A 14,650-nucleotide genomic window follows, 5' to 3' on the forward strand; every position below is an offset into this window, starting at 1 on the left:
AGTGCAAAGTACTACCTATATTATTAACCACCACCTAACCAACCAAAAAATCCACCTTTTTTATCATTCTTGGCTTTAGGATCTGTTTTTGTCGAATTAGTGCCACCAGCATTAGTACCACCAGCATTAGTACCACTGGCATTAGTACCACTTACTTGGTCAATATATTGCTTAGCTATTGGTTCATCAGGATTTAGTTTCAAGGCTTGTTGGAAACTCACTTTAGCCATGCCTGATAACTTTTGATTCATATAGACAAATCCCAATAAAGCATGACATTTGCTATTGTTACAATCAATTTGGATAGCACTCCGCAGTTCCTTTAAAGCGGAAGCCCATAACTTTTGATTGATAAAGTTTTCCGCTTGACGAATATATTGATTAAGTGAGCCATCAGCAGCATTACTTTTATTGCTCGCTTGGTTGTTATTGGCAGTTTGATTGGTATTTTTGGCTGCATTAGTATTAGACGTGCTGCTATTGTTACGCAATGGTGTTTGAGACTCGCTCCGCATTTGATAACTGCCTGCGCTATTGGAATAAGATGAGCCTGCCCTATTAGTTCCTGTGCTATTAACGCCCGTGTTACTAGTAGAACTTGCTCTATTAACAGATGTATTATTATTTTGAATGCGGGTGTCATCACTGCTAGTAGGCTTTGCTGGCGACGTATAGGCATTGCTAGAACTTACAGTCGGTGTACTTGGCGCATGTTTGTACCCCTCTTGTAGCAGGATATGCACTAAATTTAGTTCACTTAATAAGCCAATGTTTTCTAAAGCTTTGCCTAGATCTTGATACTGTTGTTTGGCTATTTCATGAATTGTTTGCTCATAATTAACTTCCTTTGAGGAAACCAAGTATTTTTGGGCAATATCTGACTGTGGTAAAAATTTTTGATTACGCTTCATTAAGCGTTTGCCCAGCAGTTTGAGAATTGCCGAATATTCTGTCCGCTCTCGCTCTTGAGACAGGACATTGTAGGCAGGATTAACTAATTTGGATAGATATTGGGTAGCTATTTGCTTTTCAGAATGCGATCGCCCATGAATATCAGGATGTAGACATTTGGCTATTAGAAGGTATCGTCTACGCACAAGGGAAGACTCTGCTGTTAATGGTAAGCCCAACACAGCATAGTAATCATTAAAGTCATATTGACCGATGCCGCGATCTATACGAAATGTTCTTGGGGTTTCCACTATCTATCCTCTGCGTTGCTCTACCCAAACAAGATCTTTCAGATTTTAAAAGATTCTAAACTAGATAAGTAATAATAGCTTACCCATTAGTAATACAGGTACTATCGCAATAATCACATATTTTCTATAGATTAAAATCCAAAAGGGTTAATGCGCTCCTCACCTTTTGCATAAAGCAAACTATAAGCTGGCTAAAACTTGTTTTGCCGTTTGAATTTGCTCATTACTAAAACCAGCTTCGTTAAGAAAGTTTAAAAATTCAGGACTACGATATCGAGAATCCACCCCGATCGCCTCTCGAAATGTTTTTTTTGCCCTAGTTTGATCACCAGATGTCCATTGGGCGATCGCACCAGCTACAAAGGGATGGGGATTATTTGGTTCCAGTTCAATCGCTTTTTGGGCATAGGCGATCGCTAGATCATATTGTTGTAAGCGTTGATAAGCCAAGCTGAGATTGTAGTGGGCGATTTCGTTGTCAGCTTTGAGCATCGCCGCCCAACTATGCAGGATTACAGATTGCGGTAAATCGCCACGCACTAAATAAACAATGCCGATCGCATTAAATGCTTGCAATGATGTTGGTGATAAATAAATTGCTTCCCACAGCGAAGTAGCAGCATCGTCATGTTTTTTAGCGAGGTGCTGTGTCCATCCAAGGATAATACGCCCATCCAGATTTTGAGGATCGAGGGTAACTGATTTTTGCAAAGCGGCGATCGCTTCATCAAAACGTTCTTGCTGACGATAGGCAAGCCCCATTTGCCGATATTCGTCAGCAGCACGTTTATTGGCTGGGGTGGTTTTGAGGGTCTGCGATAAATTTGTTTTAGTATTAACCGCGATCGCAGGTAATACTGACATGATGTTTGTGAGTACTACGCACAAATTCAAGCAGATCAAGAGTGTTGGCGATCGTTTCAAGACAAATTTCCTGTTGGTTATACAAAAAAGCTCACACGGGAATTTTTGTTAGAGCTTTTTTGTATTTTATGTTAATTAAGTAAAAAGCTTACGAAGTAAGCTTTTTACTTTCTATTTGCTAGCATTAATTTGTCGATAAGCCCTTGATACCAGTTTGTCATCTACAAAAGTGGCATTCATACTCAAGTCTGAACTTGTCCAACTAATTACTACTGCACGATCTCCAAAATTATGATCGATTCCCAAGGGCTTACCTTCATTGCCCAAGATACTTGCTACTTGGTCATAACGCATCCCCTTCCCTAGGCAGATATAATTTTTTAAAGATACAGCAGGATTACCGCAACGATACTGAACATCGGTGATATTAGTGTCATGATGACGCTTGGGCATGAGTGCAAGATTAATGCTCGGACCTGATAAAGCTTCAGTCAACCAATATAAAGCGATCAGCATGACTCCCATAATCAGGATATCTTCAATTACTGCACGAAACAAATTTCGTTGATGACGACGTTTGATTTGCTGAGCCTTTTCCTTTGTCCAATTTTCCCAAGGGAAAGTATCAACCCATTGGATCGTGTCATTAAACTTAGCGATCGCATTAATTCGCACTGCATCCAATGCACCTCTAGGATCACGAATTGTAATACGGCTGGCTGTGCGTGCAGCTTGGAGCGTTTTGGGATCAGTTAACCAACCACGAAAACGGCGGACGATATTACCAACTTTCGATTTGCCTTTAGCTAGAGAACTACTTGCCTTTACATTCCGTACAGGTGTTCTCCTAGAGTCATTATGTGCAAGGGCATTTTGCGGTAAAGGTGCAGGAGCCGCGATCAAACGAATGTCACGTCCTTGTGTTAAAAATGTTGCTGCTTCCCCAATTACATAAAATTCCCATTCAATCCGCCGCACCCCAATTAATTGTAGGCGATTGAAATATCGATCAATATTTTGTGTGAATTCGTTTAGGCGATCGCGATCGACATCAGAAGCAATCAGGGTAAAAGCAATGGATAGAACTTGCTGCTCAAACTTAAATTCTGTTTGCTCAGCAGCCACTAGATCCATATAATCGGAAGCAAGACTCGTCAGAACATGCTGCAATTTCTGCCAAGCCTGTCTATCTTCAAGATTTAATCGCACTGCTTTCATGATTTATCCTCATCTTGACCCTAACTTAGGTCTCATCGTCTTTGGCAACTGTTTGAGTATGTAGTTGCTTTGTGGGTAACAAGCAGGATGTTACCCAAACCCATGTATTTTTTTAACATGCTTGAGAATATAGCTGTATAGCAAAAAAAGAGTTAGCTAGTACAAACCAAAACCAAAGAATCGAGTGGCGGCGCGAAGCGCCGCCACTCGATTCTTTGGTTTTTATGTCCTAAGCAAAACTTGCTTTGCTGTAGCTAGTCAAGTCAGGATATAAAACCCAGAATAAAAGTGGCGGCGCGAAGCGCCGCCACTTTTATTCTGGGTTTTGGTATTACTCAGATCCAAAAGAAAAGAGATGGCGCTTTGCGCCATCTCTTTTCTTGATTACAGCAAGTTACGTTCAATAAACTCTTCTATTGCTTCTTTAGCTTCTCTAAGCCCTATTCCTGTTTCTTCTCGATAGAGCTTGATGGCTTCTAACTTTCTATAGGGATCAAGGGCGATCTGCTTGACTCGATCTGAAAGTTGAGATGGAACCTCAATCTCCATCCGATTTAATAGCACGCTTAGTGAGAGATCCATGCGTTTCATCTTTTTCTCAAGCCGCCTAATACTTGATTGGAGACTAAAGGTAATCAACACAATCGTAAAGAGACAAGCATAAATAACCCCATCTGTTACCGTCATCATCCAACCCTAAAAATCTAAAATTGGTATTTATAACCCACTGATGGCTCTTTCAAGATTAGCGCGGGATTGGTTGTAACCGATGATAGCTTGCAATCGATTAACCTCAGCACGAGTACGGTCTGACTCAGCAGTAATTACCTCAAGCTGTGTCCCCACTCCTGCATCAAGTCGCAAACGAGCTAGACGCAATGCTTCTTCAGCACTTGTCACAGCTTTGGTTGCTGTTTCAATTTGCTGGAAGCGCGATCGCTGATTGATATATGACTCTTCTACGTCATAACGAGCTTGGCGGGCATCTTGCTCAAACCGAGTTTCGGCAATAGCTTGGTCAGCTTTAAATTGATTTACTTGTGCGGCAGCTCTACCACCATCATAGAGATCCCAATCTAGTCTTGCGCCAACTTGATAGCCAACGCCGATACCACTACCACTGGTAAATTCAGAAGCCGTATTAAAGTTGCCAAACACACTAACTTGAGGACCTAATCTGGCTAACGATGTGTTGGCGCGATCGCGGGCAATTTCACGCTCCAATTTGCGAATATCTAGCTCAGCACGGTTTCGCACTGCTAATAAGATTGTTTCTTCTACTGGCAATTTCCATTCAGGGACAGGTGCAATTTTATCAGCAGCTGTAATCTCGATAGTAGCAGGATAATTTAGCTGACGTGATAACTCACGTCTTGCCACCAATTGAGCCGCTTCCGCATTGAGTAAATCCTGTCTAGCATTGGCAAGTTGAACTTCCGATTGCAATACGTCAAATTTTGTACCAACACCTGCTCTTTCTCTTGCCCTAGTATCTTTTAAGCTTCTTTCCGCATTTTCAACAGCTTTACTTTGAATACGGATAGTTTCATCAGTATTTTGTAAGTTGTAATAAGCAGTGACGATACTTAAGCGAATGTTTTGTCTAATGCGACTGAGATCTGATTCTGCGATGCGTAAGTTATTCTCAGCAATCCGAACCGTTGCATCATTAACACCTGAGTCAAAAACATTGTAATTTACTCCGACAGTACCAGTGAGAGGATTACTAGTGGTTCTACCTAGTGGAGTGTTGTTGTTAATGCTATTTAGACGGGCTTGAGCGGAGTCACTGTAACTGTATTGAACTGATCCTGTCACTGTTGGCGATCTACCTGCTTCGGATTCTTGTAATACAGCACGAGCACGTTCGATTGCAATTCTGGCGCGAATTGCATCAGAGTTAGTTTTTTCAACTAAGTCCAGAAGTTCTGCGAGGGAAACAGGTTTGGTGGTGTCTAGTTTGACTTGACTAGGGGTCGTCGGCACAACTAGTGGTTGGGCAGGATCGAGTTGCCCTGAATTCGAGGCAGCTGAGCTAGGAATTATTCTGGCAGGTTCGGTCGAAGAACTGACTTTTTCAGGTTGCGATCGCAGACTATCTTGGAGGATAGTTGACTCTGAGGCAGGTAGTTTTGAGGTGTCTGGAGGGACGGCTTTGGGTAAAGATGCGATCGTTAACTGAATATCTTGCAGGATAGGTTGTTGATCACTGGCTAATGCACTGTTTGCACTTGCACTGTTTTCACTATTAAGTTTAAGGCTATCTACTTTTGCAAGGGTATTCACTTCTGAAGCGATCAAGGAAGTGTATTTGATTGTAAAGTCAGGCTCTAGGACGACCTTTGTATAGGGTCTTAGGGGCATGGTAAATTCTTGAGCATTGGCTGTCCAAGCTGGAATCAGAAGCGATAAACTCGCACCAAGCGTCAACCAACTGGAAGAAATTCGCATAATTCAGTCCGTCACTCCTCGCATTTAAATAGCAACCAACATACTTTACTCAAAGCATCTTCTGATAGCTCCTACGTCACAATCATCATGCTATCGGGTAAAGATGTTTATGTCTGTATATTGGCATAACAGATTGTAGTACAAACCTAGAAATTTAGAGATATTACACATAAAAGTCTCTAGATTTTGCAAGCAAAATTTGAAGGACATAAAACCAAAAAGATGAGTGGCGGCGCGAAGCGCCGCCACTCATCTTTTTGGTTTTGATGGGTAGAATCTGTACATGCCAAAACTGCTTTGATCGGAAAACAGTAATTCACACCTCACGCCCCTTCTGCTTTCTAAGCTTTAATATTAGGTATAACGTCGCAACAAATTCTACAGACTGTATCTAAAATGAATATTCTCCCATCATTAACCGCTCCGCAGGCTTGGCATGGTGATGCCCTTGCGATCGCTGTTTTTGCTAGTCCACAGGCTAGTAATGAGCAATCTGAAAACTCAGTAAAGCAAGCTCTAGAATTATCTGAACCATTAAAAAACTTGGATATTCAGGTTTTGGCTTGCACTTTAACGGATTTGATTACTGAGTCAGAGTTTACGGGGGAAACAGGGGCTGCGGTCAGTGGACGTGTGGGGATTGACTATGCCATCCGTAAGGTAATTTTAATCGGATTGGGCGATCCTGCTAAAGCTAATGCGGATGTCTGGCGTAAAGCTGCTGCAACTGCTGTGAAATGGGCAAATAAGGAGAAGGTGAAAAAGCTGGCGCTTTCTTTTCCTATATATAACCAAGATGTGAGTTTGACATCTCAAGCGATCGCCGAGGGTGTATTACTTGCAGCGCACCAAGATAAACGATTTAAATCCAAAAACGCTAACCCGCAGTTCCTCGATCAAGTTGAAATTTTAGAAACCGATCCTGAGTTAGCAAATCCTGCGATCACGAAGGCGCAACAGATTGTCGATGGTGTGATACTGGCAAGAGAGTTAGTATCGGCTCCTGCAAATATTGTGACCCCAATTACATTGGCAGAAACTGCGGTAGCGATCGCCAATGAGTCAGAACACTTCACTGCCAAAATCCTCGAACAGGCTGAATGTGAAGCTCTGGGGATGGGCGCTTTCCTTGGTGTGGCTAGAGCCTCGGACATTCCACCCAAATTTATTCACCTTACCTACAGCAACGGTACACCGAAGCGCAAATTAGCGATCGTCGGCAAAGGCTTGACCTTTGACTCTGGTGGTTTGAATCTGAAAACGGGTATTGGCAGCAGCATCGAACTAATGAAAACCGACATGGGTGGTTCTGCCGCCGCACTCGGTGCAGCAAAAGTAATTGCTCATCTACAACCCACCGACATCGAAGTGCATTTCATCGTGGCTACTTGCGAAAATATGGTTAATGGCAGTGCGATGCGTCCAGGGGATATTCTCACTGCTTCTAATGGCAAAACCATTGAGGTGAATAATACTGATGCTGAAGGTCGGTTGACTCTTGCCGATGCGCTGGTCTATGCCGATAAGTTGGGTGTGGATGCGATCGTCGATCTGGCGACGCTGACAGGCGCTTGTGTGGTCGCCTTGGGTGAGGATATTGGAGGTATGTGGTCGATTGATGATGATTTTGCTGAGGCGATCGCTAAAGCCGCAAAAGAAGCTGGTGAGAAATTCTGGCGGATGCCCCTCGAAGATCCCTATTTTGATCAATTAAAGTCAGTGGTTGCTGATTTCAAAAATACAGGTTCGCGGGCTGGCGGTGCGATTACAGGGGCTTTATTCCTGAAACAGTTTGTGGAAAAAACAACTGCTTGGGCGCACCTTGATGTGGCGGGTCCCGTCTGGACTGAGCGTGAGTCTGGTTATAACAATGCTGGCGGTACTGGGTTTGCGGTACGAACTTTAGTAAATTTAATTATCAATTAAACAAAAAAGGCTTGCTTAGCAAGCCTTTTTTGTTTAATTGGTTAATAATGTAGCAGTCCTAAATCTGGGTCACAAAGCAATGAGTGATGAGTCTACTCTGACATCTGCCAATATTTCTCCTGAGAATGAGGATTTATTGCAAGAGCTTTCGATGACGCTAGATCTGTATGAGGGTGAATTTAAGCTGCTTTTGGTGCGATGCAACTATCAAGATTTGCGCGATCGCCTGATTACTTGCCTCAAAGAAATTCATCCGCAACCGATCCATGAGATTAGGTTGCCGCGATCGCAAAAAGACTTATATAACTACATCATTTCCCAAGTGCCGTCAGAGACTCCTGCCGCATTGTCTATCGTGGGGCTGGATGAATTAGAGGATCTACAGGCGGCGCTGTTGGATCTGAATATCAATCGCGAAATGTTTCGCAATCACTGCCCCTATCCGATTGTGTGGTGGATTTCTGATGCTGTGCATAAGCGGATTATTCGAGTTGCTCCTGACTTTGAGAGTTGGACGACGACTCTTGACTTTGAGATCGCTACTGATGAGTTACTGAATTCTTTGCATGATGGTAGTGAAGCTTTATTTAGTCATGTACTTTCGCCCAGTGAGGTTCCTTTTTTCAAAAAGTTGGGTGAGATTCATCGGCTAGGTTCAATTCAATGTTCTGAAATAGAAATAGCACTCAAGGACTTAGGCGATCGCGGGTTGAATCTTGAGCCAAAACTGCAAGCTAATCTGAACTTTATTCGCGGTTTAGACACGCTACCACCTAATAATTCTCCTGAAAAGGCTCTGCAATATTTGCAAGCGAGTTTTAACTATTGGCAAGAGATTCAAGATATTGAGCGCTGTGGTCTATTGATCAATCAAATTGGACAAGTCAATTACACAATTGCGGATGCTGAGAAATATCGCACACCTAATTGGGAATTAGCGCGATCGGGTTTTCAGTCTGCTATTGAGTTTTTTGAAAAGATAAACCGTGCCGATTTTGTAGCCAATATCATTATTCGTCTTTTTGTTACGGCTTATCGCATGTCTGATTGGGATGCGGTTGAGTCAATTGTCCAGAAAGCTTTACCTTTACATCAGGAGTTTCACGAACCTTATCATCTTTCGTTAGACTATCGATATTTGGCGGAGGTCGCACTCCAAAAACAAGAATGGGAAACTGCCAGAAATCAAGGAAAAATGGCGCTTTCTTTCTTGGATCAATCTCCTCAGGATTATCAAAAATGGCGTAATTTATATCTGTTTATCATTGCTCAAGCGGAAATCAAACTCGAAAATTATCAAGAGGGATTAAAACTACTTCTTGAAGCAAAGGAGTTAGGAGATACGGGGCATCCACAGATTTATATCAAACTTTTAACAGAACTGCGATCGCTTTACACCAAACAAAAGCAATATCTCGAAGCCTATGTCACCAAGCAGGAGCAATATGCGATCGAGCAGCAGTATGGCTATCGGGCGTTTATCGGTGCAGGTCGATTGCAGGGTAAGAAGTCGGTCGGCAAGTCGCAAACCGATGTGGCAACGGAAATTGAGGCTTCGGGACGCAAGCACGATCTCGATGAGTTGATTACGCGGATTGCCAAGCCTAGTTATAAGCTGATCGTGCTGTATGGCAAGTCTGGTGTGGGTAAGAGTTCGCTGGTGAATGCAGGATTAATTCCGCAGTTAGAGCATACATCTTTTGAGGGTAGAGATGTTTGCGCGATCGCTTTGCGGGTATATACAAATTGGGAAGAGGAGTTAGAGAAGGCGTTAAAGACTCTCAGCCCCCAGCCACTTCTCCCATTAGAAAGTAAAGCCCTCACCCCCCAGCCCCCTCTCCCATTGGGAGAGGGGGAGACGGATTCTTTGTCTATAGAGAAAGAATCTGAGAATAAAGTTTTGCTCCCCTCGCCTTCTGGGCGAGGGGCTGGGGGTGAGGGCATCATCTCAAAACTACGAGAAAAAGAAGCGCAAAACTTACGTTTAGTCTTGATCTTCGATCAGTTTGAGGAGTTCTTTTTTGTATATTACAATCAACCTACCGAGCGGCGGCGCTTTTTTGAGTTTATTGGGAAGTTGCTAAATGATTCGCAAAATTTATCTTCTTTGAAGGTGGTTTTGTCATTGCGGGAGGACTATCTGCATTATTTGCTGGAGTGCAACCAGATCGAGAGCATGGCGGCGATCGATCAGGATATTCTCAGTAAGAATGTGTTGTATCGGGTAGGCAATCTCAAGGTGGAGGCTGCTAAGTCGCTGATTCAGACGCTTATGGAGAAGTCACGGTTTTATTTGGAGCCTGAGTTGATTGGGGCGATCGCTGACGATCTCAAGGATGAGCTAGGTGAGGTGCGTCCGATTGAGCTTCAGGTAGTGGGGGCGCAGTTACAGCAGGAGGGAATTAAGACTTTGGAGCAATATCGCCTGTTGGGAGAGAATCCGAAGGCGATATTGGTGGAGCGCTATTTGAATGATGTGATTGTGGATTGTGGGGAAGAGAACGAGCGCTTGGCTAAGTTCTTGCTGTTTATGTTGACGGATGAGCGGGGGACTCGTCCGTTAAAGACTCGTGAGGAGTTAGAAAAGGATTTGCATGATTTGCTGGCTGAGATGCAGGGGGATACATCGGCGTTGGATTTGGTGTTGGAGATTTTTGTGCAATCTGGTTTGGTGGTATTGATTCCTGAGTCACCTTTGGATCGCTATCAGTTGGTGCATGACTATCTAGCAGAGTTTATCCGTGCGTCGCAAGCGCCTGAGATGGCGAAGTTGCAGCAGGAGTTGGCGGAGACTAAGGAGACACTGAGGGAAACAGTGGATCGGTTGAGTGTTGCCGTGAAGGAGGAAGAGGCGGCGAAGTTTAGGGCAAGGGGGCGGAGTCGGTTGGCTTTTGGGGTGGGGATTGTGGCGAGTGTGATGGCAGTGGGCGCAGGGATTGCGGGTTTTATGGCTCTGAAAACTAGCGTTGATTCGCAATTTGTCACTGAGAGTTACAAGATGCTATCGCTACTAAATGGAGATCTTCAGCTTGAGGCTTTAGTTGAGGCAGTAGAGACAGGGGAAAGATTAAAAAAAAGTGCGATCGTCTCTCCTGATACTGAGATTCGTGTAATTACCTCTATCCAAGAGGTTGTTCATGCTGTGCAAGAAAAAAATCGTCTACTTGGGCATAGCGCTAGTGTCTTGAGCGTAGCCTTTAGTCCCGATGGCAAGACGATTGCCACTGGCAGTGTGGACAACACCGTCAAATTGTGGAATCTCGAAGGCAAAGAACTCCAAACCTTGAAAGGGCATAGCGCTAGTATCAGTAGAGTAACCTTTAGTCCCGATGGAAAAACCATTGCTACAGCAAGTGAAGACAGCATCGTCAAATTGTGGAATCTCGAAGGCAAAGAACTCCAAACCTTGAAAGGGCATAGCGCTAGTATCAGTAGAGTAGCCTTTAGTCCCGATGGAAAAACCATTGCTACAGCAAGTGAAGACAGCATCGTCAAATTATGGAATATCGAAGGCAAAGAACTCCAATCATTAACATTAAAAGGACATAGTGATGTTGTAGTTTGCGTAGCCTTTAGTCCTGATGGCAAGACGATTGCCACTGGCAGTTTTGACAAAACTGTCAAATTGTGGAGTCTTGAAGGCAAAGAACTTCAATCATTAAAAGGACATAGCGATGTTGTCTTTAGCGTTGCCTTTAGTAATGATGGAAAGATCATTGCTACTGGAAGTTATGACAACACTGTCAAACTGTGGAATCTCGAAGGAAAAGAAATCCAATCATTAAAAGGACATAGCGCTAGTATCATTAGCCTTGCCTTTAGTCCTGATGGCAAGACGATTGCCACTGGAAGTTTTGACAACACTGTCAAACTGTGGAATCTCGAAGGAAAAGAAATTCAATCATTAAAAGGGCATAGCAATGGTGTAAGTAGCGTAGCCTTTAGTCCCGATGGCAAGACCATTGCAACAGGAAGTTTTGACAGCACCGTCAAATTGTGGAATCTCGAAAAAAAAGAAATCCAATCATTAAAAGGACATAGCAGTGTTGTCAGTAGCGTAGCCTTTAGCTCCGATGGCAAAACGATTGTCACAGGAATTGATGACAGCACCGTCAAATTGTGGAATCTTGAAGGAAAAGAACTTCAAACCCTCAATGGGCATAGCAGTGTTGTCAGTAGCGTAGCCTTTAGTCCCGATGGCAAGACCATTGCAACAGGAAGCTTTGACAACACTGTCAAATTGTGGAATCTTGAAGGAAAAGAACTTCAAACCCTCAATGGGCATAGCAATCGTGTCATTAGCGTCGCCTTTAGTCCCGATGGCAAGACTATTGCCACTAGCAGTGAAGACCTAACTGTCAAATTGTGGAGTCTCGAAGGTAAAGAAATCCAATCATTAAAAGGGCATAGCGATGTTGTCTTTAGCCCCAGTGGCAAGACCATTGCAACAGGAAGTTATGACAACACTGTCAAACTGTGGAATCTCCAAGGCAAAGAGATCCAAACCTTAAAAGGACATAGCAATCGTGTCATTAGCATAGCCTTTAGTCCCGATGGTAAAACCATTGCTACAGGAAGTGGTGACACCACCGTCAAACTGTGGAATCTCCAAGGCAAAGAGATCCAAACCTTAAAAGGGCATAGCAATCGTGTCAGTAGCGTTGCCTTTAGTCCCGACGGCAAGACGATTGTCACAGGAAGTGGGGATAATACCGTCAAATTATGGAATCTCGAAGGTAAAGAAATCCAATCTTTGAAAGGGCATAGAAATCCTGTCATTAGCGTCGCCTTTAGTCCCGATGGCAAGACGATTGCGACAGCAAGTAGGGACAAAACCGTCAAATTGTGGAATCTAGACTTAGACCGTCAAATGGGACTTGCTTGCTATTGGTTGCAAGACTACATTTCAACTCAGCCAGACTTACAGCAAAAACTAGCAACTTGCCGCGATCCTCAAACCCTGAAAGCGGCGGCTCCTGCCCTAGTCGCTGAAGCAAGAACTAAAGGGATGAATGGTAAACCTGAAGCTGCGCTATCACTATTTCAAGAAGCCAAAAAACTAGATCGCAGTATCACTCTCGATCCGCAAACAGAAATTAATCCATACTTCATCCCAAAAGGAGAACGCTTAGCCCAAGAAGGCGATATCAAGGCTGCTTTAGTTGCCTATGATGAAGCTATAAAGCGAAATCCCAATATCAAAGTTCCCGCAGATTCATGGGCTACCCTTTGCTGGAATGGAAGTATATATAACTCTGCCAAAAACGTTATATTTGCCTGTGATAATGCCATCAAACTCGAACCAGATAGCAATTACTATCTGCAAAGAAGGGCAATAGCAAAAGCGATCGCTGGTCAAAATGATGAAGCAATCAGTGATTTTGAAAGTTATCTAAAAAAAATTTACAACAGAAAGCTTAAAAGTTTACTTTTTGTCATAGAAGGTGCTGACTATCTAAGCTTTGGAGATGAGGAAGTAAAAGAGTGGCTTGAGGAGCTAAAGGCAGGAAAAAATCCAATTACCGAAGAGAAATTAGAGGAATGGCGACAAGCGGCAAAAAGAACTAGAGGTTCTTAATGGTAATTCCTGCAAAAGTAACCTGTAACTGCCCAGATCCCCGACTTTTTCTTTGCTATCAAAAGTGATTTGCAAGTTCACAAAAAAAGTCGGGGATCTTAATCTCTGCTTTTCAGGTTGTGAGCTAAGCGATCGCCCTGCTAATCTCCTCTCAAAGCGATCACCCTATTTCATTGAAAGGTAGACTATCATAAGCGCATATTAGTCTAGCTTCTTGGAAACATAGCAATGAGTCACAAAGCGATCGAGTTACCAGCATCCTGTGACTTCTCAGACTATTTCAAACTTAACTATTACCCCAAAGACCTTTTGGCATACTTTGGCTATAAATGGCAGGTTGCTAAGCTCACTCTACCTAAAACTTCACAAGTAATTACTTCTCTAACTGATTTGCAACATCGGATAGAACGTAACTTACTGAGAATTGCCTTTGATAGTGAACTAGCTAGACGCGAATTTTTGATTGCTCCTGTCCTCATGGAAGTTATGGATTACATCGATACCCAGTTATTTGTATCCTATCCATTAATGGTCACCGAACAATTAAAAGGCTCCCTAGACTATTACCTAGAAGCATCGCAGCAATTATTGATTATTGAAGCAAAGAATGAGAACCTTGAGCGGGGATTTAAGCAGCTAGCAGTAGAACTAATTGCTGTGGATATAGCAGAAGTCAGTGATTGCCCTACACTTTATGGGATAGTCTCAATCGGCAAAATATGGCAATTTGCAAAATTAGATCGTAAATCTAAGCAAATGACTCAGGATGTCGGTTTATATCGAGTACCTGAAGATCTTGCTGATTTAGTAACAAGCTTAATTGGGATTTTAGAGGAAAAATAAATACAATATCAGTGCGGTAAAAGATGCTAAGCGATCGCCTTTACTGCACATGCAACAGCGATAACTGATAATAATTTTCCGCATGGGCGATCGCCTGTTGTTGCTCCTCTTCTGAAATCTCGCGCATCACCTTCGCAGGCACACCTGCCACCACCACACCCGCAGGCACATCCTTCGTCACCACCGCCCCCGCACCCACAATACTCCCCGCCCCAATTTTCACCCCTTCCAACAGGATTGCCCCCATCCCAATCAAGCAACCGCGCCCAATTTCCGCACAGTGAATCACCGCCCGATGCCCGATCGTCACATATTCACCAATTACCAAGGGCTGGTCAGGATCGCCATGCAAGATCGCCCCATCCTGAATGTTCGTACAGTAGCCGATCTCCATGCGATTGACATCCGCCCTAATCACCACCTTGTACCAAATATTTACGCGATCGCTGAGATGCACATCGCCAATTACCACCGCATCACTAGCAATAAAAGCAGCACGGGAACAGTCTGGGGTGGGTAGTTGCGAATAGGGAAGATGCATATTGTTTATTATTATAGGAGCGTGCTT

The 14,650-nt window shown here is 43.4% G+C and carries 9 protein-coding genes; 3 read left to right on the forward strand and 6 right to left on the reverse strand.

Annotated features, from left to right (window positions below; translation table 11 throughout):
* Nucleotides 1-23: 23 nt before the first annotated feature.
* From H6G05_RS19260 to H6G05_RS19280, 5 genes are all read right to left on the reverse strand, one after another.
* Complete coding sequence (locus H6G05_RS19260) at nucleotides 24-1,202, reverse strand: J domain-containing protein (RefSeq protein ID WP_190580499.1); 1,179 nt, start codon at nucleotides 1,200-1,202, stop codon at nucleotides 24-26.
* A 180-nt stretch (nucleotides 1,203-1,382) separates the two neighbouring features.
* The gene (locus H6G05_RS19265; RefSeq protein WP_190580501.1) at nucleotides 1,383-2,066 is read right to left on the reverse strand and encodes a tetratricopeptide repeat protein; all 684 of its coding nucleotides are present in this window, start codon (nucleotides 2,064-2,066) and stop codon (nucleotides 1,383-1,385) included.
* 171 nt (nucleotides 2,067-2,237) lie between these two features.
* Nucleotides 2,238-3,284: a hypothetical protein gene (locus H6G05_RS19270; RefSeq protein ID WP_190580503.1), complete on the reverse strand. Its 1,047-nt coding sequence runs from the start codon at nucleotides 3,282-3,284 to the stop codon at nucleotides 2,238-2,240.
* A 384-nt stretch (nucleotides 3,285-3,668) separates the two neighbouring features.
* Nucleotides 3,669-3,974 carry a hypothetical protein gene (locus H6G05_RS19275; RefSeq protein ID WP_190580505.1) on the reverse strand — a complete coding sequence of 102 codons (306 nt, stop codon included), beginning with the start codon at nucleotides 3,972-3,974 and terminating at the stop codon, nucleotides 3,669-3,671.
* A gap of 27 nt (nucleotides 3,975-4,001) precedes the next feature.
* On the reverse strand, nucleotides 4,002-5,735 hold the full coding sequence (locus H6G05_RS19280; protein ID WP_190580507.1) for a TolC family protein: 1,734 nt from the start codon (nucleotides 5,733-5,735) through the stop codon (nucleotides 4,002-4,004).
* Between the two features lie 396 nt (nucleotides 5,736-6,131).
* Here H6G05_RS19280 and H6G05_RS19285 point away from each other — a divergent pair, with 396 nt between their 5' ends.
* From H6G05_RS19285 to H6G05_RS19295, 3 genes are all read left to right on the forward strand, one after another.
* Complete coding sequence (locus H6G05_RS19285) at nucleotides 6,132-7,661, forward strand: leucyl aminopeptidase (RefSeq protein ID WP_190580509.1); 1,530 nt, start codon at nucleotides 6,132-6,134, stop codon at nucleotides 7,659-7,661.
* Between the two features lie 79 nt (nucleotides 7,662-7,740).
* Complete coding sequence (locus H6G05_RS25450; protein ID WP_190580511.1) at nucleotides 7,741-13,239, forward strand: WD40 domain-containing protein; 5,499 nt, start codon at nucleotides 7,741-7,743, stop codon at nucleotides 13,237-13,239.
* 228 nt (nucleotides 13,240-13,467) lie between these two features.
* Nucleotides 13,468-14,082: a hypothetical protein gene (locus H6G05_RS19295; RefSeq protein WP_190580513.1), complete on the forward strand. Its 615-nt coding sequence runs from the start codon at nucleotides 13,468-13,470 to the stop codon at nucleotides 14,080-14,082.
* Between the two features lie 40 nt (nucleotides 14,083-14,122).
* Here the strand turns inward: H6G05_RS19295 and H6G05_RS19300 are convergent, their stop codons facing one another.
* Nucleotides 14,123-14,623: a gamma carbonic anhydrase family protein gene (locus tag H6G05_RS19300; protein WP_190580516.1), complete on the reverse strand. Its 501-nt coding sequence runs from the start codon at nucleotides 14,621-14,623 to the stop codon at nucleotides 14,123-14,125.
* Between the last annotated feature and the right edge of the window lie 27 nt (nucleotides 14,624-14,650).

The organism is Phormidium tenue FACHB-1050, assembly GCF_014696925.1.
In the GTDB taxonomy this organism is placed as follows: Bacteria; Cyanobacteriota; Cyanobacteriia; order Pseudanabaenales; family Pseudanabaenaceae; genus Pseudanabaena.

Bases quoted from the DNA above. Each gene is read 5' to 3' on its own strand.
- H6G05_RS19275 (WP_190580505.1), bottom strand. From the start codon at position 3,974: ATGATGACGGTAACAGATGGGGTTATTTATGCTTGTCTCTTTACGATT.
- H6G05_RS19280 (WP_190580507.1), bottom strand. From the start codon at position 5,735: ATGCGAATTTCTTCCAGTTGGTTGACGCTTGGTGCGAGTTTATCGCTT.
- H6G05_RS19285 (WP_190580509.1), top strand. From the start codon at position 6,132: ATGAATATTCTCCCATCATTAACCGCTCCGCAGGCTTGGCATGGTGAT.
- H6G05_RS19270 (WP_190580503.1), bottom strand. From the start codon at position 3,284: ATGAAAGCAGTGCGATTAAATCTTGAAGATAGACAGGCTTGGCAGAAA.
- H6G05_RS19265 (WP_190580501.1), bottom strand. From the start codon at position 2,066: ATGTCAGTATTACCTGCGATCGCGGTTAATACTAAAACAAATTTATCG.
- H6G05_RS25450 (WP_190580511.1), top strand. From the start codon at position 7,741: ATGAGTGATGAGTCTACTCTGACATCTGCCAATATTTCTCCTGAGAAT.
- H6G05_RS19300 (WP_190580516.1), bottom strand. From the start codon at position 14,623: ATGCATCTTCCCTATTCGCAACTACCCACCCCAGACTGTTCCCGTGCT.
- H6G05_RS19295 (WP_190580513.1), top strand. From the start codon at position 13,468: ATGAGTCACAAAGCGATCGAGTTACCAGCATCCTGTGACTTCTCAGAC.